The organism is Fictibacillus sp. UD, assembly GCF_043558025.1.
Taxonomy (GTDB): Bacteria; Bacillota; Bacilli; order Bacillales; family Fictibacillaceae; genus Fictibacillus.
In genome coordinates, this window is record NZ_JARUHH010000004.1 from 105760 (window position 1) to 132008 (window position 26249).

Sequence of the window (26249 nt, forward strand, 5' to 3'; positions counted from 1 at the left end):
CGTAATGGACAATTTAATGAACTGTCCGCAGTGCGGGAAACTTTTTGTAAAGTACATTCGTGAACAGTGCGATGTATGTTTTCGAGAAGAAGAACAGGATTATGACAAGGTTTACCGATATATTAGAAGAAGTGAAAACCGTAACGCTACAATCATTGACGTGAGTGATGCGACAAAGGTGTCGGAAAATAAGATCATCTACTTCATCCATCAAGGAAGGATTAGGGTAAAGGGATATCCAAACTTTACGTATCCTTGTGATGGATGCCAAAATCCAATAAATGATGGACGTCTCTGCCAAATATGCAAAGACAAACTGAAGTCAGAGCTCTCCATTGAGGACTTTATTAAGCGAAAACAAGAAGAAGCATCACCTTCTTACCATACAGGTGACAATTAACCTAATTTCTTTTCATTCTTTAAAGATTTATTCAAGATAGCCGATATAAAAACTAAGAATAAAAGTCTCTAAATGAGGTGACGAACGATGCGAATTAATCATTTTAACTCGATACAAAACAACCCATACAAAAAACAGGTGCCACATATGAAAGATACTCATGTTAAGGCTGCATACAAGAAAGACGAGATTCAAATTTCAGATGAAGCGAAGAAATTATTATTGTCTTCTAAATTTGAACAAGATCGTACGGATAAAATAAACGAAATTAAACAACAAGTGGATAGCGGAACATATAAAGTAAATGCTTCAAAAACCGCTGCATCCATTATCAGTTACTACAATAAGGCGTAAGGAGAATCTCATGGAAACGGCACAAATGACATCACTGCTTGAACGTTTGTTTAAATCGCATAGTGATCTCCTGGCTTTAGGGGAACGAAAAACAGAAGTGCTTAAGTCAGGAGACATGAAGACGCTTGATGTTTTATTAAAAGAAGAAGATCTGCAAGTGAAGAAGCTTCAAATCATCGAAAAAGAAAGAATGCTTAAGTTTGCGAACGTGACATTAGGTGACGTTTTAGAGCAAGCGGAGGAACCCGAAAAAGAAAGATTATTGGTTCTTCAAAACAAACTTATAGAAATGTATGATGCTTTGAAAAGCAGAAACCAACTCAATCAGGAATTGTTAGAGCAATCTTTGCAATACGTGAACATGTCCCTTAGCATGATGCAGCCTCAAAGTGAACCGGTAACATACAATCAAACGAAAACAAACCCTTATGGCAATAACGCAGCATCACTTTTTGATTCAAAAGCTTAACACCTACGGAGGAAATTACAATGCGCTCAACCTTTCATGGATTAGAAACAGCCCGTCGAGGAATGTTTACGCAACAAACAGCTCTTCAAACGACAGGGCACAATATTGCAAATGCGAATACTCCTGGTTATAGTCGTCAAAGAGTGAACTTTGTCCAAACAGAGGCGTATCCCGCTGCGAGCATGAACCGCCCGCAAATTCCAGGACAGATGGGGACTGGTGTAGCAGCTGGATCGGTACAGCGTGTTCGCGAAGGATTTCTTGATACACAGTTTAGGGGTGAAAATAACAAACTTGGGTATTGGGATGCGAGAAGTGACGCGTTAGAGAAGATGGAAGACATTATGAACGAACCGTCTGACAATGGCTTAGCAAAAACGCTTGATCGTTTTTGGCAGTCACTACAGGATCTATCCGTTAACCCTGAAGATTCAGGTGCACGTTCGGTTGTGCGCCAACGTGGTCTAGCTGTCGCTGAAACGTTTAATTATCTAGCAAACTCATTAACTTCTATTCAAGAGGATTTGAAATCACAAGCTAATCTAACAGGCACAGAAATTAATGCTTTACTAGACGATATTCAAAGTATCAATAAGCAGATTAGTGAAGTCGAGCCACATGGATATCTTCCAAATACCTTATATGACGAGCGAGATAACTTAGTAGATCGTCTTTCCACCCTATTAAATGTGGAAGTTTCAACAAAATTAAGCAGCGGTAAACCTGATCCGTTAGCTGCTGGACTGTATGATATTAAGATGAAAGACAAAGATGGAAATGAATTTACTTTAGTAGATTCTGCAACTGGAACGGTTAACCATCTTGCGATTAAATATGATGATGCAACGGGTGGCAATGGTTTAGCAAACGGTGTTGAAGTAACCGGTACGACAGTTGATGTAAGTAAGTTTGCAGGCGGGAAACTAAAAGGTCTGATAGAGTCCTATGGTTATAACGATGCAGGCTCTGTAAAGGGAATCTATCCAGATATGCTTGTAAACTTGGATCAGATGGCCTATCAGTTTGCGGATAAGTTTAATAAAGTTCATTCTGCAGGATGGAGCTTGTCTGAGATTGAGGCAGGTGCTCATACAGGATATGAATTTTTTGATTTTAAAGGAACGATTGATCCAGCTAATCCAAAGGGTGCGGCAAAGTTGCTTGAACTTCACGATGATATGGATGAGCTTGATAACATCGCGGCAGCAACCAACCCGTTTGGTGGAGACGGAAGCAATGCCTTACTTTTAGCGGATGTGAAAAATGCGCCTCTAGATTTTCCTGGAAGTAAGTCATCTTTACAAAGCTTCTACGAAGGGGCAATTGGAAAGATGGCAGTTGATGCACAACAAGCCGTTCGTTTAACAAACAATTCTTCTGTGTTAACCGACTCCGTTCAACAGCGTCGTTTGTCTGTAAGCGCGGTTTCATTAGATGAAGAAATGACGAACATGATTCAGTTTCAGCATGCGTACAACGCATCTGCTCGGAATATAACGGTAATAGATGAAATGCTAGATAAAATTATTAATGGCTTAGGTGTCGGCGGAAGGTAGGTAGTTAACAATGCGAGTCACACAATCCATGTTATCCAATAATATGCTGAGACATATCAGCCAAAGCTACGAAAGTATGGCGAAGACACAAGAACAGCTGACAACAGGTAAAAAAATCAGCCGTCCATCCGATGATCCAGTCGTTGCCATGAAGGGTATGACGTACCGAACAAACTTAACAGAAGTTGAGCAATATAAGCGTAACTTGTCTGAAGCATATAACTGGATGGAAAATAGCGATGCAGCGCTTGATAAAGCCACAAGTGCGATGCAGCGTATCCGTGAACTAACTGTACAGGCAAGCAATGGAACATACGAGGGTTCTCAACTTGAAATGATTGGTCGAGAAATTGATCAGTTAAAAGAGCACTTGGTTTCTATTGCAAACACGCAAGTAGCAGGTAAATACATCTTTAATGGAAATGATACGACAAATAAACCTGTAGATTTTAATAGACCAGCTGGAAAGTTGCCCGTTTCAGATAACAAGAACTCCGTTAAATTGGAACTTTCTCAAGGAATTGAAATTGCAGTTAACATTAATCCTGTTAACGTTTTTTCTCATGAAGCTGGTTCTCCAGAGGGTGGTTTGTTTGGAGATATTAATGAATTGATGAAGTCATTAGAAGGTAATTCAAATGAGTCCATCAATGGTTTCCTAGACAAACTAGATTCCCACATCGATAACTTAGTAGCTGAGCGAGCTGAGTTAGGAGCTCGATATAATCGTGTAGAACTGATTGATGCACGAGTGAGTGAGCAAGAAGTTATTGCTAACCGCATTCTCTCTGACAACGAAGACGCAGATATTGAGCGAGTGATTACAGATTTGAAGATGCAAGAATCCCTTCATCGTGCAGCCCTTGGTGTAGGATCACGAATTATGCAGCCAACATTAATGGACTTTTTACGATAAAATTTAGAGCTATCCTTGTGATAGCTCTTTTCTTGCAATAAAAACTATAGGAGGGATTTATAATGAATGTTCCTCAACTTAGACTAGAGTCAACAAATGCTAAAATAGGACTAGACATACAGCAGCCTGTACAAGAAATACAACAAGCCCCCGCCGATCTGCAAATCAAACAGCCAAAAGCAGAACTAGAAGTGAACCGAACACCGAGTCAGTTAACGATTGATCAAACAGAGGCTTGGGCTGATATGGATTTAAAACACATCTCACGCAGAATTGAAGAGTTTGCACAAAAAGGTTATGAAGATTGGCTATCTGGTCTAGCTCGAATGTCTCAAGAAGGGGATGACTTGATGAGAGTAGAGAACGGTGGTAATCCAATTGCTGATCACGCCAAAATGAACAGTGAAAGTCTGATTTATGAATTAAACATAGGCTTTATTCCATCAGCGAACAGTGTGAAAATTGATTATCGGCCGAGCGAAGTGCAACTAAATTGGAAGACTCACAAACCAGAGATCGATATTAAAATTAATAGACCTCAACATCAATACACACCTGGTAAGGTAAACGTTAGTATGGAACAAATGTCTTCTTTAACAATCAACTGGACGACATAGGATAATAAAAGTAAAGGATGTTTGCGATGATACTTTTTACAAAATTTGAAGAAACAATAGAGATTTCTGATGAAGATATTTTACATTTTGAACAAGGTTTACCTGGTTTTGAAGACGAAAAACAATTTGTTCTTCTGCCTATGGAAGGGACTCCATTTTCAACCCTGCAATCGGTGTCCACGAAAGAACTAGCTTTTTTTACAACAAATCCGTTCTTATTCTTTAAGAACTATGATTTTGAATTAGTAGAATCTGTACAAAAACAATTAAAAATAAAAGAAGAATCTGATGTGTTGGTTCAGGTCATCTTAACGATTCAAAAACCTTTAGAAAAGTCGACAGGTAATCTTCAGGCACCTGTAGTAATTAATGTGAAAGAAAACTTGGCAAAGCAAGTGGTACTAACCGATAACAAATACCGAACAAGACACGAATTATTAGAATCTAGCTTTTTCGGACAGGAGGGTTAAGAAATGCTTGTATTAACCCGGAAGTTACAAGAAGCGATTAAAATCGGTGAAGACATTGAATTAACAGTACTATCCATTGATGGTGATCAAGTGAAATTAGGAATTTCGGCTCCAAAACAAATTGAGATTCATCGTAAAGAAGTATTTCTTTCCATCCAACAAGAGAACAACCAAGCATCAAGCACTTCAATTAGCACATTCCAAGCATTAAAAAAGTTAAAAAACACGTAAAACTCATTAAAGATGTTACTGTTTACTCCGATATAACGAATGTAGGAACAAGCAGTACTTTTAACGGCCGTAAAAGTCTGTATGTTCCCAAGAAAATTAAACACATCCAACCAACCACATGGACGTGGGCGGAACACATTCAAGGAGGAAATAAAAAATGAGAATTAATCACAATATCGCGGCTCTTAATACTTATCGTCAGTTAAACTCAGCTGCTGGTGCACAGTCTAAATCTATGGAAAAATTATCTTCAGGTCTTCGTATTAATAAAGCGGGAGACGATGCAGCGGGTCTAGCAATCTCTGAAAAAATGCGTGGACAAATTCGTGGATTGGATATGGCTTCTAAAAATTCGCAGGATGGAGTAAGCTTACTACAGACTGCTGAGGGAGCCTTAAATGAAACACACTCTATTCTTCAACGTATGCGTGAATTATCTGTTCAATCAGCAAATGACACTAATACCAATCAAGATAGAGATAATCTTCAAGATGAGATGGATCAGTTAACGAAAGAAATTGATAGAATTTCTCAAACTACTGAGTTCAATACAAAAAAACTTTTAGACGGATCTGCTGGATCAGCAGTAACATCTGCAGTAAGTAATGTTAACAAAAATGATAGTCTTGCATCTACAACTGCTTCAACTACTACTTTAATAAATTTAACGGATTCAAATACAAATAGTCTTGGACTAGCTGTTGGAGATACTGTTGAAATTTCTTATGTTACTAACAATTCTACAGTGACAACTTCTTTAACTCTAACTACATCGACTGATGTTGAAGATTTAACTAGTAAAATTACAGCTGGAACAGCATCTATTACAAATGGGGAAATTAGTTTCACTTCAACTACAGGTGGTACAACTAACGCAGTTAACGGTATTACAATGACAGTGAAAAATAGTACTGGTGTCATTAATCAAGCAGCTACAAATGCATTATCTAGTTTTAATGAAACTACTGCAGCAAAAAATGTTCGTACTGATGGTAGTTTAACATTCCAAATTGGAGCCAATACAGGTCAGAACTTAAATGTTAGTATTGAAAATATGTCTGGTGCGGCTCTAGGAGTTAATCAACTAAGTATTAGTAATCAAGGCCAGGCAAATGTTGCGGTGAAGGTTATTGATACAGCAATCCAAAAAGTATCTGAAGAACGTTCAAAGCTCGGTTCATATCAGAATCGTTTGGAACACACAATAAATAATCTTGGTACATCTTCGGAAAACTTGACAGCTGCTGAGTCTCGTATACGTGACGTTGATATGGCGAAAGAAATGATGAATCAAACTAAAAATTCTATTCTTTCACAGGCTGCTCAAGCTATGCTAGCACAAGCTAATCAGCAACCTCAAGGAGTATTACAATTACTAAGATAATATTAGTTTAGTTAGGGAGAGTATGACTTTACTCTCTCTTCTATTTTTTTGAGTATTTCAATAAACTGTAAGGAGAGTAGTTATGCTAATTTCATTATGCTTAATAACTAAAAATGAAGAAGCAACCATCGAAAGGTGTATTGAAAGTATCAAGGAGATTGTTGATGAAACAGTAGTTATTGATACTGGATCAAATGATAGTACTATTGAAATAGTCAAAAATATAGGTGTGAAAACATATTCTTTTGAATGGATGGATGACTTTTCTGCTGCTAGAAACTATGCAATTTCAAAAACAAATGGAGATTGGATTATTTTTCTTGATGGTGATGAGTATATAGATAAAAATCAAGCATCTCTAATAAAAACATACATACAAGAAGCAAATAATAAGGGGATGAATACCCTTTTAACTGGATTAATAAATATTAATGCTTCAAGTGGGAATTTTCAAAGTAGTACTAAGACAATAAGAATATTTAAGAATGAAAAGTCTATAAAGTATAGAGGTAAAATACATGAAACCCTTTACTCGTCAAAGGGACCTTTAAAGTATTTGGATGTTGCTGATTCAATTAGTATTTTTCATACAGGTTATACACCAGAAGTTATAAAAAGTAAAAATAAATCAGAAAGGAACTTAAAAATTCTGTTTCAAGAATTAGGTTCTGATCCGAAGAATGGAGATCTTAATTTTTATATTGCTGAATCATTAATGATTGATAGGCAATATGATAAAGCAATTCTTCATTTGGAAAAAGCCATTCAATTAAAGAACGGTATTATTAATGGACTACTCTACAGGTGTTTTTCTAATATATTGACATGCATGTATGAACAAAAAAGAGATATTACGCATTTTTACGAGGTTTATAATAGGGCAATCAAATTAGATGAAGATTACCCGGATTTCTATTTCTTTTTAGGACTAAGAGAATTAGAACTAAAAGAATACTCTAAAGCTATGAAGTTATTTTATAAATGTTTAGATAAAATAAATCTGTATAATTATAATTTTGAATCAAGAGTATTAACAGAGGTATTTAATATATATAGAACAATAATTAATTTGCAAATAGCAAATAAAAATTATGATGAAGTAATTAAACTTGCAGTTAATATATTGAAAGTTGATAAATATGATTACAATACTTTATATATCCTAACAAATATATTATTAAAAAATGAACAAGTAGAAAATGTCTTTGAATTTCTATTAAAACTATATGAAAAAGACTTGCTTAAAGATAAATTATATTTGTTAAAAGTTTCAGAGTCTATTAATAATGAATTACTTTCGGGGATGATAGTTAATTTGTTGGAAGTTGAAGAGCGAAAAGAATTTTTTAAGAACAATCCTCAAAAGAAAATAAAGTATATGATGAAAAATATAAAAAGTTTTAATCAAGGAGAAATTAAAAAGGTGAATCCAAATGAAGAATTCGAAACTTATAAAAAACAAATAAAACAAACCATAACAAGTTTTATAGATAATAATCAAATTAACGAAGCAAACAAGTTAATATTAGAGTATGAGAATATTGTTATAAACGATATCGAAGTATACTCATTTAAAGCAATTATTTATATAATAGAGAATAATTTTAAAGAGGCAGAAGTTATATTAAAAAAAGGACTTGAATTAGATAATAATAATTTTGATTTATTATTTAATAGTGCATATTTATACGAAACTACAAACGAGCAAGAAATTGCTGCTGAGTACTATATGAGAGCATTGCAGATTGTAGAAGATAACGATACAAAAGAACTAATTATTAATAGTTTAAAAGGGTTAGGTATTGAGAATCCTGTAGCGACAATTAAGCCCAAAACAAGTATAGTAATCCTAACTTATAATAATCTTGAATACAATAAGTTATGTATTGAAAGTATTAGGAAATACACTCTGCAAAATACATATGAAATTATCGTTATTGACAATAATTCAACTGATGGAACAGTAGAATGGTTGAAGGAACAAAAAGATTTAGTAACAATTTATAATAAGGAAAATGTAGGTTTTCCAGTAGGCTGTAATCAAGGAATTAAAATAGCTAATCAAGATAATGATATTTTGTTATTAAATAATGATGTTGTGGTTACTCCTAACTGGTTAGATAATCTAAAAATAGGATTATATAGCGAAAGTATTATTGGAGCTGTAGGTGCTGTTACTAATAATTGTTCTAATAATCAAGTAATAAACGCAAATTATAATAATTTAGACCAGCTAATTGAGTTCTCAAGGGAAAATAATATTAGTGATAAATTTAGTTGGATTGAAAAACTACGGCTTGTTGGTTTTTGTATGCTTATAAAGAGAGAAGTTATTGATAAAGTTGGGTTACTTGACGAAATATTCACTCCTGGAAATTTTGAGGATGATGATTACTCTTATAGGATTAGGCAAATAGGATATAAGTTATTGTTGTGTAAAGACTCATTTATTCATCATTTTGGCAGTACTTCATTTAAAAAGTCACCTGTTGAATATAACAAAATATTACATGATAATCGTGAGAAATTTAAGAAAAAGTGGGGATTTGATCCTAATTCAATAAATCATAAAGAATTGTCTATGTTTAACAATCTAAATGATGTTATGGAGAATAATCAAGATAACGTCATCTTTACAGGTGAAAGATTAGTTATAAACAATGAAGTGAAGGAAAAACATAATAATGTTTTTGAGGAACATATTGAGAGGTATAGACTTGCAAGTAAGTTTGTGGGAAATTTGAAAGTTCTAGATGCTGCTTGTGGGGCTGGTTATGGTACAAAAATGTTAGAGTTGGCGGGTGCAGAAGAAGTTACTGGTATTGATATATCAGAAGATAGTCTAAATAATGCAAGAGAAACATATTATGGAGATAATATTACTTTTGAATATGGTGATGTTAATCAACTTCCATTTCCAAATAAAAGTTATGACGTGGTAGTTTCTTTTGAAACTATTGAACATATTGATAAAGGATTAACATGGATTGAGGAATCTTCTAGAGTATTAAATGATGGTGGGATATTCATTGTATCTACTCCAAACAGAGATGTAACTAACCCAGGAAGCTATCATGAAGAGCAACCCTTAAATAGCTTTCATAAGTTTGAATATAACACTCAAGAGTTTATTGGTGAACTATTAAAGAAATATGACATAATTGAATTATACGGTCAAACATTTGTTAATGATAAAGATATTCCATACACAAATATAATGAGACAATTAAGAAAAAAAGACGTAAACTATATTCCTAAAAATTCAAAAAAAATTGTAGGGCATAAATTAATTTCATTAGGGGAAATTAAAGATTCACTACCAACGTACTTAGTTGCTGTATGTAAAAAAAAATGTATAACGAATTAGCTGTATTCTAAAAAGAATGTGTAAATATTATAAATAATTTCAATTAGTGTTCTCACTAAATTTAGTAAAGGCCCATTTGGGGTACACACAGACTGTAAACGAACTCAATAACATTGTGTTTGTCTATAGTCTTTTTTTATTCGAAAATAAAATTAACATAAACGTTACAGGTGAAGAAGAGGCTTTTGAAACACAGTAACATAACCCAATATAAAAAGAATAAATTGAAATGGTGGCTTGACTATGAAAGTAAAATTTGTTCTTTGCCTTTTATTAATCATATAAAGTGGTAAGTATGTATAATAAGTTACTTGAAGAGTTAATACATCTAAAAGTAGCTTTTAATTCACGAAAAACTACAAAATGGTTTATGGGGAGCCATCAATCTTACTTCCCTATAAATGCTAGGCCATTATTTGATAGGTTTTGTTAATTTTAATTTTCTTAGATATAACGAAACTGCTGCTATTATGTGATGTCCTAGGCTTAGTACTTGATGAAAACATTCCTTTTTTATTTCATTGACTCCCCCAGTCGCTTTTTGCAACACATTTTCTAGTAAACTTTCTCTCTACTTATGGGTATACTTCATTTAGAGAGAGGAGTGAGCTGAGATGGATCGAGTATTTCGGATACAGAAGCATCTATGGGTTTGTTTGTGTTTAGGACTTTTAAATGCAGCAGATGCTTTGTTCACTCATCAGCTGTTGCAAAAAGGCGGAATCGAGCTCAACCCTCTAATGCGCAGTTTGTATGAATATGATCCAGTTATCTTTCTCCTCGTTAAATTCTTTTTTACTTATTTGATTATTGCGATCGGATTTATACCTTTGAAAAGAAGAGTCCAGGTTCTCTTGAACATCGCTTTGCTTGTTTACTTTATTGTAATCTCTTGGCATATAATTATTAATGTATGGCTTGTAAAATAAATAAAAAACCTCCCGATTTGGGAGGCTTCTTTATTGTAGTTGCCGATCGAGTTGTGAAACGGATAAATCTCTAACGGTAGGTAATCCTTCTGGTGGATTTTTAATTAATTCTGGGTTGTATATGATTTTTAAACGAGACTTGGTTGGCGACATCTGAGTTTGTCCTGTTTCAAACATATATGTTCCAAGTTTGCCGTTATTCATATTCACTTTTCCACGTGTGGCATTTAATACGACTTTCCTCCCAAAAACACCACCCTGAATTTCTACGTTCGACCCAACACCGTAAATCTCCATTAAATCTTCTGAATAGAAGAAGCCTCGAATGATGTTAGCGTTGTCTCCATACACGTTGTTATTCGCAATTAAAATAGAGTCTTTACCAAAAAGCACGAGTGACTTTTCAATATTTTTCTGATTAATACCTTGTAATCGAGAATAGCGAATCGTCGTTTTTCCTGTTACATAAACAGTTGAGTTGAACTTGATATGAGAGCCCCATATCGTTAGGTCACCATCCACAAAGATCGGACCGTCTATTTCAAACTGTTCATAGTCGTTGTAGTTATAATGATTTGTACTTTTATCCCCAATTACAACGTTTCCGTCAAAGTACGCCCCTTGTTTAAACGATAGTTTACTCCATCCGTCTTTTCCATTACTGATGGTAATGTCTCTATTTTCAGCGTATGTTCTGGAGCTAAAACGGTTAAAGACAAAGCTTCCTCTAAACTTTATATCATTCTTAGAGTCCACGAAAACGTTAGAAGAGGCAAATTGGTCTCTAATGTGGTCTTTGTGTGGATTATTATTAAAATTTGCGTCGTTAACTGCGGTCACAGGAAATGAGTTGCCGAACTCAGGAAAGTAATATTGATTCCGCTGTCCTTCTATATCAATCGGCGCAAAGCGCGGTGTGCGTGTATCCACAATCGGAACGTATTCTTTGTTTACCTCTGTAAAAGAGGTAAAGGCTTCACGAACATTCTCTTTGTTCACTTTTTGGTAAGGTGTCTTGTTGTCAAAGTTCTTTTCTTTAATGTGATTGCTATATTTTAAATCCGACGTCATTTTATAGAGGCTTCCTGGAAGAATTAAATGTGCTTTTCTTCCATTTTCTCCTTCAACACTTGGCAAATCTGAGGAAATCCAGTCGTTGTCTGTTCCTACAATCCCCTTACTCTTCGTGATCAGGTTTCGCTCTACATAGAGATCACCCTTAATGGCTACGCCGCCATGGAGAAACATGTTGCCGTCATCGTCTCGTTCGGTACATCCATTTCTTCCTTTACACGGATTATAGGCGCCGAGTGCATAGTTTAATGCTTCGGGTACTTGTTTTGCACCAAGTTTAATGGTTGAGATTAGGGTTTTCGTTTTTCCGTTTACGGTTGCTTGACTATGTAATGTCATCGTTTGGGTTAAATCTTCTGGGTCATTATTTAGTTTTTTTAGATTATAGATTTTAACTTTAAGCGTACCGTTCTCTGCAGGGAGGGTCGCAGTTGGCAAAAAGTGATCATTGGCATTCGAGACTTTGTAATTTTTTATTATTGTATTTAGTGAGTCATTAAAATCTCTTGCTGGCAGACCGGCGAGTGGCTGTGTTTTCGTTTCTAGCAGGGTAGAAAGATAATCAATGCCTTTTTCAGCGAGCTCTACGGACTGAATTTGTGTTTCGCGCGCATCTGTTTTCTTCGCACCGTTAAACGTAGTCGTTACTAAAGAGAGTCCAGCTACGGTAAAAATGACAATCATTAAGAGAACAATGATGAGTGTATTTCCTCTTTCAGATAAAAGACTCTTCATTTCTACTCCTCCAATAGTCCGAACTGACTTTGTAGTGTTAGGGGCTTCGCTTGTCCATTTTTTTTGCTTTTAACGTTCAAGATGACTTTTACGCTTTTCCCTGTTTTTACGATAGATGAATCCTTAAAGTCATAATCTCCAGAACTAATGGGCTGACCGTCTATGACGGGTACGTGGTCGAGAAAACCGACTGTTTTTGAGGAGTTCTGATTAATCTCGTATACAAGCACATTCTGGCTGCTGGTTGAAGCATTTTTTACTTTGGATACAGGTGCCGTATAAAGAGCATCAATGATTTGTGACATAACGAGATCTGCTTCATCTCGAATGAGTGTTTCATTGTAAATCTTTTTTTCCGTATTTAATCCGCTGAGCAAAACAAAATAAACGACTGTACCGATAATAGAAAAAAGAACGAGGGAGAGGAGTGATTCAATTAAGGTGAGCCCTTTTTGATTTCGTAAGTTATTTAACATTTTTCACATATCCCTCTACAAATGTGACTTGATCTTTTTGGTTGCTTTTATAGTGGATGGTTACTTTAACAGGAAAAAGTTTAATAGAGGTTTCTTCATCCTGTTGTGATATTACTGTGATTATTGTTTCGTATTTGTTGTTGTTGATCATCGTTTCATATAAATCTCTGCAATTTGAAGAGGTACATTGGTTCTTATCGTATGTTTGAGGAGAAGCTTTAATCTCGTATGCAGCATAATCGTTCTGTAACCGTTCTAATGTCATTCGTGCTAGATTAGTTGCGACTAGTTTGTTGTTGTTTCCAGCAGATATTTGGTTCGCCTGATTAAAAAATTGCGAAATACCGATCACCGAAACAGAGAGGATTGTTAGTGAAATGAGCACTTCTATTAATGAAAATCCTTTTTCTGAAAGCATCACACACAACCTCCGACCTTTTTATCGGTATAAAAGTACTATTAATCTCTTGTGTTCTACTTGATTATACAATATTTTTAGAAAAAATTGATATTATTGGATGTTTTTTAGTAAATTTGTAGTATTATAGGTTTAATTAGCGAATATTGGAATGGGGGAGAGGAGAGAGGTCAATGATACAATTTATTGTTTTATTCACTTTTACATTGATTGCAGGTACGGTGCTGTATTTTTATCCGCCAAACATTCCATTGAAGTTTAAAATGACGCTGTTAGGGCTGGCCTTTTTGCTGGCTTTAGGAGGTTTGTTTATATTAGATCACTTATCGTATGGGTTAACACTTGCTGCTATCCTAGGCATCGCTTTCGTTATTTCTTATGTTACTGAAAAAAGAATGGATTTTGTCACAGTTGTTGCAGGTGGGAAAATTGCAGAAGAATTAGTGCCAAATAAATCAGAGTTGAATCTATTTGATTCTAAAGTGGACGTAGGTGCTTTGGATTCTGAAATCGCTGTAACTATTGATGAATTACCCACTACAGAAGAAATTGAATTGAAGCAAGAAGTGACGTCTGAAAATTTAAATGTTGAAGGGTTTCCAGAGGTTAACTCGACTGAACCGATAGACGTCATTGAACTTCTAGATATGGAATTAGAAGAGTTCGTAATTGAGGAAGCTGGAATCGTTGAAATAGAAGCAGCAGATCCTGTACAGGAATTAGAGCTGAACAATCAACTTGTCGAGCTTACCGATGATGAGTTTGCCTTCCTCACCGAAACAAGAGAAATTTCTGAAGAAGATGTTACGGATTTGCCTGTTGCCACCGATATAGATGATGTGGACATTTTCTTGCAACGTTCTGCTATTTTGGAAGAACTAGATGAAGAAGAAACGGTTGAAGAATTATCTCGAGAGCAAGAAATTGTTTTACTAGAAGAAGTCGGTGACACGGTAGATGACGTTCCTCGCAACGACGAAAATGAGGAAACTCAAATTCCAGCGTTAAGTACTCCTGCCTTTGTTGAAGAAGTTGATGTAGCGGAGGGAGTTATTATTGAAACAGAAGAATTACCTGTCACAGAAGAAATCCACTTCATTGAAGAACCAATCATCATAGAAGAAATCCTCATAGAAGATCCAGAACACGTTGATACAACTCCAGATCAAATCGAAGCCATTGTTGAAGAAATCGATATAGCAGAAGAGATAGAAGAAGTAGAAGAAATAAAGGGTAAAGCTGCAATACCCGATATGAATGCTGATTTGCAGGACATGCTACTTAACACATTATTTTCTTATCAGGACCAAGGTGATTACGAGTCTTATCAAGTGATGACAGAAACAATATTGAATCAATCTCTATCTGATAAAGACTATTATCTGTTTGGAAAACTTCTGCTAGATTCATATGCAGCATCAAATGAATTTACTAGAGTGCGTAATTTGTTAGCTGCTATGGAAACAAAGTTACAATCATATCCTGTAATTGCAGAAGAGCTAGAACGGTACAATGATGTTTTTCTTGTAAAACAATAACTTTATTACAGCATATTATTTAAACATAAAAGGACTGGGTGAGTGTTATGAAAAAGAGTAATCAATTTGTTGGGCTACCTATTATCAGTATTGCAGATGGAGCAGAAGTTGGGCACGTAAAGTCGCTAGTAGTAAATCCGAAAGAAGGAATGGTTGATTTTCTAACGGTTGAACATGCGGATTGGCAGATCAGCGTACGTGCTGTTCCGTTTAAAAAGATCGTTGGTGTTGGCGAGTTTGCGGTCATGATTGAGGACAGTACTTCTATTTTTGATCTAACTGAAATTCCGATTGCGAACGAACTTGTACAAAAGAAAATTAACGTAGTGGGTGCTAAGCTGATAGATCGTAAAGGTCAGTTAATTGGGGAAACAACTGAGTTTTTCATTAATGAAGACACAGGTGCTATTTTAGGTATTGAGCTATCTCTGCGTTCTAAAAAAGTCATTCTTTCTTCTGAACAGCTCATTACATACGGACGTGATTTGATTGTTATTAAAGAAGAAGCGCAATTAAACTTTTTAGATAAAGCGGAAATGTTGTTTGGTAATTTAAGTGAAGTTGCCGCAACAGTGGAACAACCAGAAGAAACACAAGAACTGTCAGAGTTTCAAGAAAAACAGCTAACACTGCTGACGGGAAGAACAACAACAAAAGATATTTTTGAAAGAAACGGTGAGCTGTTATTTCCGAACGGAACAACGCTAAAGAAAGAGGATGTTAGGAAAGCTCAAGAAAAAGGGCCTGCTGTATTAGCTGAACTTTCCATGAACGTTGTAGGCTAAAGAAAAAGCGATGGCTAAAAGAGAATTCAACTATAAAAATTTTCTTACGATCTTTGCATCCCTTAGCCTTGCAGCTCTTTTTCTTTTCTTTGTTAGTCACTTAGGGACAAAAGTATACTCTAATTTTTTCGAAGCAGATATGTATGGTGAGGGGGTCGTTTTAGCCTCCATACCGTTAGAAGGTGTTGTGAAGTCAGAGGCTATCACAGTAGTAAACAATAGAGTCTCTCAGTGGCAGAATGAACATCCTGTGCATCTTGTGTATAACGATAAAAAAGTGAAACTATCGCCTGAAGTTTGGCAGTTTCAGAATGAAGAAAGTCTCAAAAACATTTCAGATGCATCATCGCCAATGGTTGTAACTCTGAACAAAGAGGCTGTTCAACAGTCACTACAGCAGCTTCAAGTTTCGGGAATTGAGGAGTTACTAGATGAAGATATGCTGTATGCACATTTGAAGAGAATAGGTTCAACCCTTCAAACAACAGATACTGAAGTTCCGATCAATGAGTTTCTCACGACATTTGGTCAAGCAGAAGAAATTGTGAGTGAGAGTGCTATAAAACTTCCGAGTGAAAATGTGCTGTTAAAAGAATGGGTGAATGGACTTGAAAACTATGAAATCAACCCTGGAGAGGTATTTTCTCTTATAGGAGCGATTGAGAATGTGGGTTTGACAGCACAAGACTCCATCGATCTGAATGTGCTGGCGAGCAGTATTTATTCAGCTGTTCAAAAAACAAACTTCACGATTATTGAACGTCATACATCAAGAGAGTTGCCAGAATACGCGTCTCTTGGATTTGAAGCTTTCGTTAAACCAGCTGATATGGATTTTGCTTTTAAAAATCCGAATGCGTCCCCTTATAAATTGAACTTTGTCGTGACGGATAGTAACTTAACGGTTTCCATCGTTGGGGTGCCATTGCCTTATACATATACCGTGAAAGTGGACAAAGAAGTTTTCAAACCGAAAACCATTATCCATTTTAATGATCAACTGGCGTCTATTTTTAGTGCCGTTACAGTAAATGGCGGCAGTGAAGGTTATCTCGCTACTGTGACCCGGAAATCGTTTGGATCAGGTGGGGAAGAAGTCGCATCTGAGAAGTTAGCAGAAGACTTTTATCCGCCGAAACATCGCATTGAAGAAAGAGGCTATCCGGTAGAGGAAGAAGAGTCGACTGAAACGGCGCTAGAAGAAGGCACGCCTGTCACGCCGTATCCGTACCCATATCCGTATCCATATCCATACCCGTACAATCCGGATCCTGCTAATCCATTGCCTACTCTTCCTGGTATACCTGGAACTGACCCGAGTGATAAACCAATTCAAACTGCACCTGTTCCTGTCCCACAAAAAGGTAAGGAAACGACAACGAGTAATCCTGAAAAAGAGAGCGATGGTGATGCAGAATGATCGTTCCTAAAAAACGTCTTGGGGATTTGTTAGTAGAGTCTGGTTTGATCTCCAATGAGGTTTTGCAGCAAACGTTAAAAGAGAAACGCAGCAACCAAAAGCTCGGGGATGCGCTGATCGAAAAAGGATTGTTGACGGAACAGCAGCTGATAGAGGTATTGGAGTTCCAGCTGGGCATTCCGCATATCAGCTTGTACCGTTATCCGATCGACGAACAGGCGGTAGCTATCGTTCCTAGAGAGTTTGCTCGCAGGCATTTTCTGATGCCAGTTAAAAAAGAAGGAGACAAGCTTTTCGTCGCGATGGCAGATCCGATGGATTTTACCGTCATAGATGATCTGCGGCTCACTACAGGATTTCAAATTGAACGCGCCATATCTGCAAAAGACGATATCATTCGTGCTCACAATAAGTTTTACGATATTGAAGATTCTATGGAAGAGTTTCTGGATCTGATTCCGCAAGGTGCGTCACTAAAAGATGACAGCCGAATGACGGAAGAAGACTCTCCGATCGTAAAGCTCGTCAACCAGATCATTCAGCAAGGTGTTCAGCAAAAAGCGAGTGATATACACTTTGATCCGCACGAAACAAAACTCGTTGTGCGGTACCGAATCGACGGCATGCTGAAGACCGAACGCAGTCTTCCAAAGCATATGCAAAATATGCTAACCGCACGTATCAAGATTATGGCGAACTTAAACATTACAGAAAGTCGTTTGCCTCAGGATGGCCGAATTAAGATGACGCTTGATATGCATCCGGTGGATCTGCGTGTATCGACGTTGCCAGCGATATATGGTGAGAAGATCGTTCTGCGTATTCTCGATCTCGGAAGTTCACTGAACCATTTAGAGAATCTTGGATTTAATAAGCTTAACATGCAGCGTTTTACAAATTTAATCAAACAGCCGAACGGCATTATCTTAATCACTGGACCAACAGGATCAGGAAAATCGTCAACTTTGTATGCAGCTCTAAACAAGCTGAATACAGAAGAAGTGAACCTCGTTACGATTGAAGATCCTGTTGAGTATCAGCTCGCTGGTATCAATCAAATTCAAGTGAATTCTAATGTTGGATTAACGTTTGCAAGCGGGCTGCGGTCCATACTTCGTCAAGATCCAGACATCGTCATGATCGGGGAGATTCGTGATACAGAAACTGCCGAAATTGCGGTTCGTGCTTCATTAACCGGTCACTTGGTTTTAAGTACGCTGCATACGAACGACTCTATCGGAACGATTGCCCGTCTGACGGATATGGGAGTAGAACCTTTTTTAGTAGCAGCTTCTCTTTCTGGAGTTATTGCTCAACGTTTGGTTCGGCGAGTTTGCCGAGATTGCAAACAAACGTTTAAAGCAACGGAACGGGAAAAAGAGATCTTTGCAAAACGTGGCATAAAGATTGAAGCCGTTTCGCGTGGGAAAGGCTGTGGCATGTGCAACAGTACAGGTTATAAAGGGCGTCTTGCGCTTCATGAAGTTTTAGTGATTGATGAACATATTCGTCAGCTGATCATGAACAACAGACCGATCATTGAGTTGCGAGATTATGCGATGAAAAACGGAACCATTTTCTTGATTGATGACGGTTTTTTAAAAGTAAAACAGGGCTTAACTACGACTGAAGAAGTCTTGCGTGTAGCAATCAACGAGTAGGTGCAAACATGAAAGAGAAACTGGAACAATGGCTTCGAGCGGCCTTTCAATTAAAAGCGTCAGATGTTCACCTGTCCGTTGGCATGCCTCCCGTTTTTCGTATCAACGGGGGACTGAAACGTTACGGAAGTGAGTCTTTAAAACCTGAAGACACACTCCAAGTGGCGCAAATCGTGATTGATGAAAAATATTATCCAGAGTTTGAAGAAGTAGGAGAAATTGATATTTCATATGGCATTCAAGGGTTGTCTCGATTCCGGGTGAACGCGTATCGCCAGCGTTCTTGCGTGAGTCTCGCTTTTCGGATCATTCCGACGTCCATTCCCAGCATGGAGGATTTGAGTCTTCCGGAAAGTGTTAGGAAAATGGCGACGAAACACCAGGGGCTCGTGTTAGTTACAGGACCTACTGGCAGCGGGAAGTCGACGACTCTTGCCTCGATGATCGATTTTATGAACCGGACTATGAGCCGGCACATCATTACGTTAGAGGACCCAATCGAGTACTTGCATCGCCATCGAACGTGCGTGATCGACCAGCGAGAAATTGGTTTTGATACCAATAACTTTGCAAACGGTCTTCGCGCAGCACTCCGCCAGGACCCTGATGTAATTTTACTTGGGGAAATGCGGGATCTGGAAACCATTGCGACCGCCATTACAGCTGCGGAAACAGGTCACCTTGTTTTAGGTACACTACATACGACGAATGCATCGTCAACGATTGACCGGATTGTCGATGTGTTTCCGCCAGAACAACAAGGTCAGATTCGTATTCAATTAGCATCTGTGTTAGTCGGTGTGATGTCGCAAAGGCTGCTTCCGACTATGGATGGAAAAGGGCGCAAGGCAATCACCGAAGTTTTGGTGAACACGCCTGCAGTAGCGAACCTAATCCGCAATGAGAAGATTCACCAGATTCATAGTGTCATGCAGACGAGCAAGAACGCTGGGATGCATACGTTCGAAATGTCGGCCAAGGAAGCTCTTGAACGCAATGAAGTTTCAAGAGAGTTCGTGGAGCCATATCTCCTGGAGAAGGGAGGCTAAGATGGCACAGTTTAGTTATGTGGGCCGTGACAAAAGCGGAAAGAAACGAACAGGTTCAGTTCTTGGACTTTCAAAACGTGAAGTGGTTCTGAAGTTGAAAGAAAAAGGAATTGCTGTTACAGAAGTGCAAGAAATGAAGCAAACACTGTTTAACAAAGAAATTTCGTTAGGCAGCCCAGTAAAGTCGCAGCAGTTTGTTATTTTTCTAAGACAGTTTGCGACATTGTTGAGAGCAGGTGTATCTGTCGTTGATTCCACGAGCATTTTGTCCGCTCAAACAGAAAGTAAGGCGTTACAAAAGGTGTTAGCGGATGTGGAAGAGGAGCTTCGTCAAGGAAATCCTTTATCTAGTGCAATTAGCCGGCACCGAAATGTTTTCCCTCCGATGGTCATCAATATGGTGTCCGCAGGGGAAGCTGGTGGTAGTTTGGACGATACACTCGACCAGCTAGCTACTTATTTTGAAAAACAGCATTATACGAAGCAAAAAATCATTTCAGCTATGATGTATCCGATGATTGTCGGAGTGGTGGCGGTGTTTGTTGTCATCTTCCTGCTTGCAAAGGTCGTACCAACGTTTGCGGCCATGTTGCAAGATGCAGGAGGAGAGCTGCCTGCAATCACACTGTTTGTCCTAGCAGCAAGTAACTTTGTACAAGAGTTTTGGTGGTTTTTGATCACTCTTTTTGTACTATTTTATCTAGCACTCTTGATTATTCGCAAAAATAAATCCAGCCGGTATTACTTTGATTATGTGATTTTAAAAGTACCCGTATTCGGTAAACTGCTTCAAAAGTCAGCTTTGGCACGAATGACACGTACGTTGAGCTCATTATTTTCTAGCTCCGTTCCAATTCTGCAGTCTCTATCGATTGTAGAAAAAGTGGTAGAGAACGAGGTAGTGGCAAAGGTGATTCGAGAGTCCCGTAGCTCTTTGGAAACAGGACAGCGGTTAACAGAACCGATGAAAAAGCATTGGATCTTTCCGCCGCTTGTTACGCAGATGATTTCCATTGGAGAAGAAACAGGGTCACTTGATGAAATGCTCTCGAAAGTGGCTGACTTTTATGAGAAAGAAGTAGAAACCGGGACTGATCGATTGAAAGCAATGATTGAGCCGTTGATGATTGTGTTTTTAGCGTCAGTGGTAGGGACGATTGTAGTTTCTGTTATGGTACCGATGTTTGAAATCTATAAGACAATTGGTTAATTAAAAACATGATAAAGGGGAGTAAGAGAAGAATGGTAAACAAACTATTAAAAAAGTATGCGAAGAATGAGAAGGGTTTAACGCTTATTGAATTGTTAGTTGTTATCGTAATTTTAGGGATTATTGCGGCGATTGCTGTGGTTAGTATCGGTAATATCATTGGGGATACAAAAGGTAAGGCGAAAGTTACTGAAGCTGTCCAAATTATTAATGCGGCTAAATTAAAACACTCAACTGAAGGAAGTATCCCAGATACTGGATGGGGGAACGAACAGTTAAAAGAGTATGTTAGTAATGTAAAAGACGATGATTATACAGTCAAATGGAATAAAACATCAAAGGTTTATACTATAACTAAACATGATTCAGATGTAGTTGTGGGTAAAACTGCAAACGCTGAAGTAGAAGAGTCTGTATTAACGCAATATTTAGATTAATTATATACTTAACACATGATCCATAATCCAAGTACCCTTCTCATAGGAGGGTACTTTAAATAAATAACAATATTTTTACGATTTCATTAAGTTTAGTGAAATGGTCAAGGTATTGCTATACCTAAGTTTTTTTATAGGAATTTATTCAAGACAGAGGATGATTTCACATGAAATTCAATCTAACTCTTTTTAGTAAAACACGAATCAACTTAATACTACAAGACCACGTCATCCGCTATTTAGAATACCGCCAACCTGAAGACCTTGATGTAAGAAGCTCAGGTGAACGTTATCTTCCTGATGGTCTTATCCAAGATGGCATCATCACCGACCGAGACACTCTCCTAAATATACTAGAAGAGTGTGTGGATGAATGGGGTATTAAGGGGCGTGAAGTACAATTCTTGATCCCTGACAGCAAGCTTGTCATCCGTAAACACCAGATTCCCACTAATCATAAGGATGAAGAGATAAAAGGTTATCTTTACATGGAGCTAGGGAATACCATTCATCTTCCTTTTGAGGATCCAGTATTTGATTATGTTTTGCTCGAAACGGATCAGGAAAAGCGAGAGATTCTTCTTTTTGCAGCTTCTGAAAATATGGTACATGATTATTCATCTTTGCTCACAGATGCGAAGTTAAAACCTGTTGTTGCGGATGCTTCTTGCGTATCTCTTTATCGGCTTATTTTTATAAAAAATCTCGTATCAGAAGAAGATCATACACTTTGTTTGCAGTTTGATATTCCTGCCGTACAATTAAGTATCTTTCATCATCATAAGCCTTATTTCTTTAATCATTTAAAGATGGAAACGGACTATAAAAGCTGGAATTTTAAGCAGCATTCCACAGGTGTTCAGAAGATTATTTGGCAAGGTGATTCTGGATACGTTCACGGATTGATTGAAGATAAACTTGTTGAGATTGAGCGCATCGTTAACTATTACAAGTTCACGATTAATCATGGTGAACAGGGTGTGACAAAAGTGATTTTATCGGGTGAACTCCCTGAGTTAGCGTACATACAAGAGAGACTTGCTTCAAAACTGGACGTGCCTGTACTCACCATCGATCAGTCGGATCAGCAGCTGCCGTCTCAGTTTGATGTTGTTTTAGGACTTGGTTTAAAAGAGGTGCAGCTATGTTAGTCGACATTAATCTGTTACCCGTCAAGGAACAGAAATCGTTTAAGACTACCATTCTATTAATTGTCGCTGTTGCCATGCTCTTAGGATCGGGAACGTGGCTAGGTCTTGACTATTATGTTAGTACAGGTGAATTACAAGAAAAAGAACGGTTGTTAGAGCAAGAGAAGCTGTTGGTACAAACGCAGTTGAAGAACCAGCAGCAGTCAGGACCGATTGTGGAATCGGCACCGCTTGCTGAAAAGATTGAGTACATACGTGGAAAGAAGATTGCGGCTACCGATCTCCTTCAGCACCTTGTCGCACTTCTGCCTGAACGCGGTTTTTTTATGAAATACGAATATAAAGATAAGAAAACGATACTCGTTGAAGCACAGTTTGATACGCTGGCGGAAACGTCGCACTATTTATATGAACTAACGAATTCTCCATATTTAGCTACAGCGACCATTGAGAAAATGGAAACGACGAACTTTGAAGAAATCAATGAAGGCGAGGATATGACGGCGATGCAAAACATCCTGCCTCGTTACCGAAGTTTGTACAAAATTGAATTTGAGAAAGAGAAAATTCTGGAGTTAAAAGGTGAAGAGAATGACACAGAATAAAAAACTTCTATCCTATGTGTCAATTGGCGTCATCCTTCTATTTTTAATGGGTGGAATTTATGGTTATTTTGGCTTGTTATCTCCACTTCACCAGCAGATTGAATCGGTTGATGCGGAGATGAAGCAGCAAAAAACATTCTTAGATAATATGGCAACACCGGCAGCTGTTACAACACAAAATAGTGAAAACACTTTTACACTTCAAGAAGAAGTTCCTGTCAAACCACTTGTGGATCAACTCATGCTGCAGTTTGAAAAAGCGGAAGTTCTATCAGACAGTCTGATTTTAACGATGGACTTTAGTGATGGAGAAGCGTCAGAAGATGAAGTAGGAGCGGTGGAAGAAGAGAATACTGAGGAAACAGCACCTGATGAAAATACTGAAGGCGAAAATACCGAAAGTACAGAAGTTGCTGAAGAAAATGTTTCAAACACAGATGACGATATTGATACAAGTGAAACAACAACGCCGCCTGCACCTGAAGTTCTGCCTCAAGGCGTGAAGAAAATTACAGCTGAAATGTCAGTGGTATCTAAAGACTATGAAGGCATTCTGAAATTTATTAAGACGGTCGAAGAGTTGAAACGTGTAATTGTCGTGGAAGCCATTACGTTTTCAGGGATGGACGAACTGGAGATGGCAGCTGCTGACGCTGTTACCAATCAACTTAAATACGAAATCACCATTTCAGCGTATTACTTACCCGAGCTCACCGATTATCTAAAAGACCTTCCTAGAGGAGAATTTCCTGCTCCAAATGGAAAAGAAAACCCACTTATTCAAGAAAATTAATGCAGAAAAGCCAACCACCCGTATTAGGATGATTGGCTTTTAATCTTAATCAATATGTTTTATTAAATAGTCTGCATAAGCTTTCGCGCCGGTTATCGTTAAGTGAACGCCATCTTTCCCGATGTACTCAGGATGAGATTCACTCTTCGTGAACCAATCGACAACTTTAACATTATCGTGTTGACTAGCAACACTCTTAATTGTGTCGTTGACTTCTTTTTGCCACGGTTTTGGAACACGTGTCGTAATCATGTAAATATCTCGATCACCGATTTCTTCAATTAGTGCATGCATTTTTTTCTCAGCGAGCGGTCCGTTTGCCCCGAGCTCGATGACGACTATCTCACCTAGGCTACCAGAGCTTTTCTTTTGCTGAACAATATCTTCTGCTTCTCTAAACTGACGGCCAATCTTTGCATCCACATCTACCTTTTTAAAAGCATCTTCCAAATGTGGCGTAACATCAATCATGACAGAGTCCCCAATGACAGACAGTGAGCGCGAATCCTGAACAGGCGGCTTTTCTTCTTCAGGTGGTGCATCGTTTGAAGGTGTCTCTTCCGCAGGTTTGTCTGTCGGATCTTCGGTAGGCTTCTCTTCTGTTTTAGGAGTTTCAGGTTTTGGTTCTGGTCTCACCGTGTTTTCTACAGGTGGTTCTTCTTTTCCTACTTTATCCTGAATAGCGGTAATCACTTTATCTTTACTTAACGCTACTGAAGTTGTCGTGAAGCCAATTGCGGATACGCACATGAACATAGCTAGAATACTGGCAATCGTTACAAACCTTCCGATAAACGATCGTTCACGTCTCCATTCACCTCGCTTGACCACCCGGCAAAATCTCGTTAATGCGCCTTTTCTTATCGGGTTCTCAATAAACGTCCATGAGAGACTGGCAAGCACTAAAATTAAAACGATTTGCAATGATGTTCTTACTAAGCTCGGCGCATCCGCTCCCCATTGTGGGCTCGTCAGCACGATTACTGGAAAATGCCACAAATAGATGCCGTATGAGCGGACACCAATCCAGCGTAGCGGTTTAAAACTCAACCACGTGTTCAATCGGCTTGATGGGTGAACCATGACGGCCACTACGAGCAGAGAAGCAACAGAAATAGCGACCATTCCTCCTTGGTAGAGGAAGTCTTCATATTGACTTGTACTCCAGAACATGTAAAACACGAAAGCGAGTGCGGACAATCCGACAAAATCTAGTTTCCAACGAATTTCTGGAGGAAGATTGCTAGACAGTTTTCGGCTCGGCCAGATGACTGCCAGGCTTGCTCCAAGTAATAAGGAGAATACGCGTGTATCTGTTCCGTAATAAACACGGCTCGGGTCTGCTCCTGGTTCGTAAAACAATGTCATAGCCGCTGCGGATACAAGTGCACCTACTAGTATCATAGAAAATAGAGAGCCTTCACGAACTTTCAGCTTTAACATCACAATGATGATGAGCGGCCAAAGGATATAAAATTGTTCTTCCACGGCTAACGACCAAAAGTGGGTTAGAAGGGAAGGCGGTCCAAAGCTTTCGAAATACGAAAGATCTTGAAATATGTACCACCAGTTGCTTACGTATAAAATGGCTGCAACGGTATCTTTTTCAAGCTTTTGAAGCATGGTCGGTTCAAATAGCGTGACATACGTAATGACGACGAGCAGCATGGTGAACATAGCGGGAAGAAGTCTTCTTGCCCGGCGAATCCAGAAGTTTTTAAAATTAATTGTGTTTGTAGTAACAAATTCTGCTGCTAAAAGGTCTGTAATTAAGTATCCTGATAAAACAAAAAAGACGGTAACTCCGAGCAATCCGCCCGCTGCCCATTCAAAGTTCAAATGATAAGCGATAACGGCTAGTACGGCTATGGCCCTCAGTCCATCAAGTCCAGTTATGTACCTGCCTTTTTCTAGAGGTTGTTCAATGGCTTTACTTTGCGTTACACCGGATTTCGGCTGTCGGCTGAGTTTCTTTCGTTGCTTCGTGCGTTGGTCTTTCATTACTGCCATTATCCTCTCGTTTTCAATTTTCCAATGATTTCTGTATATATTTTTATATAAATATGCCACGACAATTAGTGGTCATTTTTCTACAATTTTCTTCTTTATAATCTACTATTTTACAATAAAAATTCAACCGTTTGAGTAGTTTCATAGAATTGTAATAATTTTTTTTTGGCCTTTTTCTTTTTCTCTTCTTCCTC

The 26249-nt window shown here is 38.0% G+C and carries 25 protein-coding genes; 21 read left to right on the plus strand and 4 right to left on the minus strand.

The window, feature by feature from the left end:
• Window positions 1-4 precede the first annotated feature (4 nt).
• The 11 genes from P8610_RS08575 to P8610_RS08625 all read left to right on the plus strand — a co-directional run bounded on the left by P8610_RS08575 (window position 5) and on the right by P8610_RS08625 (window position 10693).
• Window positions 5-400, plus strand: coding sequence for a TIGR03826 family flagellar region protein (locus P8610_RS08575; protein ID WP_394604006.1), 396 nt, complete (start codon window positions 5-7; stop codon window positions 398-400).
• Between the two features lie 87 nt (window positions 401-487).
• A complete protein-coding gene (gene flgM, locus P8610_RS08580; protein ID WP_394604007.1) occupies window positions 488-754 on the plus strand; it encodes a flagellar biosynthesis anti-sigma factor FlgM in 267 nt (88 codons plus the stop codon).
• A gap of 10 nt (window positions 755-764) precedes the next feature.
• A complete protein-coding gene (locus tag P8610_RS08585; protein ID WP_394604008.1) occupies window positions 765-1223 on the plus strand; it encodes a flagellar protein FlgN in 459 nt (152 codons plus the stop codon).
• A 20-nt stretch (window positions 1224-1243) separates the two neighbouring features.
• Window positions 1244-2779: a flagellar hook-associated protein FlgK gene (gene flgK / locus P8610_RS08590; protein WP_394604009.1), complete on the plus strand. Its 1536-nt coding sequence runs from the start codon at window positions 1244-1246 to the stop codon at window positions 2777-2779.
• Between the two features lie 10 nt (window positions 2780-2789).
• On the plus strand, window positions 2790-3695 hold the full coding sequence (gene flgL / locus P8610_RS08595; protein ID WP_394604010.1) for a flagellar hook-associated protein FlgL: 906 nt from the start codon (window positions 2790-2792) through the stop codon (window positions 3693-3695).
• A 62-nt stretch (window positions 3696-3757) separates the two neighbouring features.
• Complete coding sequence (locus tag P8610_RS08600) at window positions 3758-4312, plus strand: DUF6470 family protein (RefSeq protein ID WP_394604011.1); 555 nt, start codon at window positions 3758-3760, stop codon at window positions 4310-4312.
• Window positions 4313-4338: 26 nt separating this feature from the next.
• Complete coding sequence (gene fliW / locus P8610_RS08605) at window positions 4339-4782, plus strand: flagellar assembly protein FliW (protein ID WP_394604012.1); 444 nt, start codon at window positions 4339-4341, stop codon at window positions 4780-4782.
• A 3-nt stretch (window positions 4783-4785) separates the two neighbouring features.
• Window positions 4786-5013, plus strand: coding sequence for a carbon storage regulator CsrA (gene csrA / locus P8610_RS08610; protein WP_394604013.1), 228 nt, complete (start codon window positions 4786-4788; stop codon window positions 5011-5013).
• 157 nt (window positions 5014-5170) lie between these two features.
• Window positions 5171-6397, plus strand: coding sequence for a flagellin (locus P8610_RS08615; RefSeq protein WP_394604014.1), 1227 nt, complete (start codon window positions 5171-5173; stop codon window positions 6395-6397).
• Window positions 6398-6479: 82 nt separating this feature from the next.
• Window positions 6480-9764: a glycosyltransferase gene (locus tag P8610_RS08620; protein ID WP_394604015.1), complete on the plus strand. Its 3285-nt coding sequence runs from the start codon at window positions 6480-6482 to the stop codon at window positions 9762-9764.
• Window positions 9765-10378: 614 nt separating this feature from the next.
• Window positions 10379-10693, plus strand: coding sequence for a DUF5658 family protein (locus P8610_RS08625; RefSeq protein ID WP_394604017.1), 315 nt, complete (start codon window positions 10379-10381; stop codon window positions 10691-10693).
• A gap of 30 nt (window positions 10694-10723) precedes the next feature.
• Here the strand turns inward: P8610_RS08625 and P8610_RS08630 are convergent, their stop codons facing one another.
• The 3 genes from P8610_RS08630 to P8610_RS08640 are packed head-to-tail and all read right to left on the minus strand — an operon-like array spanning window position 10724 to window position 13396.
• Window positions 10724-12502 carry a hypothetical protein gene (locus tag P8610_RS08630; RefSeq protein ID WP_394604019.1) on the minus strand — a complete coding sequence of 593 codons (1779 nt, stop codon included), beginning with the start codon at window positions 12500-12502 and terminating at the stop codon, window positions 10724-10726.
• Window positions 12503-12504: 2 nt separating this feature from the next.
• On the minus strand, window positions 12505-12978 hold the full coding sequence (locus P8610_RS08635) for a PulJ/GspJ family protein (protein ID WP_394604020.1): 474 nt from the start codon (window positions 12976-12978) through the stop codon (window positions 12505-12507).
• Window positions 12968-13396, minus strand: coding sequence for a type IV pilus modification PilV family protein (locus tag P8610_RS08640; protein WP_394604021.1), 429 nt, complete (start codon window positions 13394-13396; stop codon window positions 12968-12970). The genes P8610_RS08635 and P8610_RS08640 overlap by 11 nt, the downstream gene beginning before the upstream one ends.
• A 173-nt stretch (window positions 13397-13569) precedes the next feature.
• Here P8610_RS08640 and P8610_RS08645 point away from each other — a divergent pair, with 173 nt between their 5' ends.
• The 10 genes from P8610_RS08645 to P8610_RS08690 all read left to right on the plus strand — a co-directional run bounded on the left by P8610_RS08645 (window position 13570) and on the right by P8610_RS08690 (window position 24045).
• Entirely contained in the window at window positions 13570-14934 is a 1365-nt protein-coding gene (locus tag P8610_RS08645) for a hypothetical protein (RefSeq protein WP_394604023.1), read from the plus strand.
• A gap of 47 nt (window positions 14935-14981) precedes the next feature.
• Window positions 14982-15719, plus strand: coding sequence for a PRC-barrel domain-containing protein (locus tag P8610_RS08650; protein ID WP_394604024.1), 738 nt, complete (start codon window positions 14982-14984; stop codon window positions 15717-15719).
• A gap of 10 nt (window positions 15720-15729) precedes the next feature.
• A complete protein-coding gene (locus P8610_RS08655) occupies window positions 15730-17139 on the plus strand; it encodes a VanW family protein (protein ID WP_394604025.1) in 1410 nt (469 codons plus the stop codon).
• Complete coding sequence (locus tag P8610_RS08660) at window positions 17136-18800, plus strand: GspE/PulE family protein (protein WP_394604026.1); 1665 nt, start codon at window positions 17136-17138, stop codon at window positions 18798-18800. The genes P8610_RS08655 and P8610_RS08660 overlap by 4 nt, the downstream gene beginning before the upstream one ends.
• Before the next feature lie 8 nt (window positions 18801-18808).
• Window positions 18809-19849 (plus strand): type IV pilus twitching motility protein PilT, encoded by a 1041-nt coding sequence (locus tag P8610_RS08665; RefSeq protein ID WP_394604027.1) that lies wholly within the window; start codon window positions 18809-18811, stop codon window positions 19847-19849.
• Between the two features lies 1 nt (window position 19850).
• Complete coding sequence (locus P8610_RS08670) at window positions 19851-21059, plus strand: type II secretion system F family protein (protein ID WP_394604028.1); 1209 nt, start codon at window positions 19851-19853, stop codon at window positions 21057-21059.
• Window positions 21060-21091: 32 nt separating this feature from the next.
• Entirely contained in the window at window positions 21092-21496 is a 405-nt protein-coding gene (locus tag P8610_RS08675; RefSeq protein WP_394604029.1) for a type II secretion system protein, read from the plus strand.
• 167 nt (window positions 21497-21663) lie between these two features.
• The gene (pilM, locus tag P8610_RS08680) at window positions 21664-22647 is read left to right on the plus strand and encodes a type IV pilus biogenesis protein PilM (protein WP_394604030.1); all 984 of its coding nucleotides are present in this window, start codon (window positions 21664-21666) and stop codon (window positions 22645-22647) included.
• Window positions 22641-23252, plus strand: a complete 612-nt coding sequence (locus P8610_RS08685) for a PilN domain-containing protein (RefSeq protein WP_394604031.1) — start codon at window positions 22641-22643, stop codon at window positions 23250-23252. Before pilM ends, P8610_RS08685 begins: the two co-directional genes overlap by 7 nt.
• The gene (locus P8610_RS08690; protein ID WP_394604032.1) at window positions 23239-24045 is read left to right on the plus strand and encodes a hypothetical protein; all 807 of its coding nucleotides are present in this window, start codon (window positions 23239-23241) and stop codon (window positions 24043-24045) included. The genes P8610_RS08685 and P8610_RS08690 overlap by 14 nt, the downstream gene beginning before the upstream one ends.
• Window positions 24046-24090: 45 nt before the next feature.
• Here P8610_RS08690 and P8610_RS08695 read toward each other — a convergent pair whose 3' ends face one another.
• Window positions 24091-26046 (minus strand): acyltransferase family protein, encoded by a 1956-nt coding sequence (locus tag P8610_RS08695; RefSeq protein ID WP_394604033.1) that lies wholly within the window; start codon window positions 26044-26046, stop codon window positions 24091-24093.
• Window positions 26047-26249 lie beyond the last annotated feature (203 nt).